Below are 908 nucleotides of genomic sequence, written 5' to 3' on the forward strand. Positions count from 1 at the left end.
GTCGAACGCGGCACCGCCCTGGTGGTCGGGCTGCTGGCCATTCTCAAGGCCGGTGGCGCATATCTGCCGCTCGATCCGGTCTACGCTTCCGAGCGACTCGCACTGATTCTGCGCGATGCGCAACCGCGCTTGCTGCTCTGCGATGCTGCCGGGCGACAGGCCCTGGGCGAGGAAGCCCTTGCGTCGCTGCGCGTCATCGATCTCGATGCACCGCAGTGGTCTGCGCAGCCGCACACCAATCCTGTTCTTCCGGCGTTGGCCTCGCATCATCTGGCCTATGTCATCTACACCTCCGGCTCCACCGGTACGCCCAAGGGCGTCATGGTCGAGCACCGCCACCTCGTGCAGCTCGCGCAAGCGCAGACCTCCCTTTTCGGCGTCTCGGCCAATAGCCGTGTCCTGCAGTTTGCCTCGTGCAGCTTTGATGCAAGCATTTCAGAAATGGCCATGGCATTGAGTGTTGGGGCATCGCTGCACCTGCCCACGCGCGCGCAGCGCCAGGGAACGGCATGGCGCGATTACCTCGACAGCCAGGCCATTACGCATGCCACGCTGCCTCCTGCCTTGCTGCGTGAATCCATCGAGCCGACGCGCATCGCAAGTCTGCAGACGCTCATCCTGGCAGGCGAAGCTCCCGGTACGGCATGGCACCATGCGCTGCAAACCGGCGCTACCGTCTTCAATGCATACGGCCCCACGGAATGCACGGTTTGCGCCTCAGCGTGGTCTTGCCTGGATGACGTTGAAACAGGCCTTATTCCGATCGGACGACCGATGGCCAACACGCGCATCTATCTCCTGGATGCGCATCGTCAACCGGTGCCGCTGGGCGCGGTCGGCGAGCTCTACATCGGCGGCGCCGGCGTCGCTCGCGGGTATCTCAATCGTCCGGAGTTGACGGCCGAGCG

General features: G+C 64.3%; 1 protein-coding gene. It reads left to right on the forward strand.

All coding sequences use genetic code 11. The annotated features are described in order from the left end of the window. Window positions 1-908: AMP-binding protein (locus tag ISS99_RS00030; RefSeq protein ID WP_204629519.1), on the forward strand; the 908-nt coding region annotated here is incomplete at both ends.

Source organism: Dyella mobilis, from assembly GCF_016904945.1.
Taxonomy (GTDB): domain Bacteria; phylum Pseudomonadota; class Gammaproteobacteria; order Xanthomonadales; family Rhodanobacteraceae; genus Dyella_B; species Dyella_B mobilis.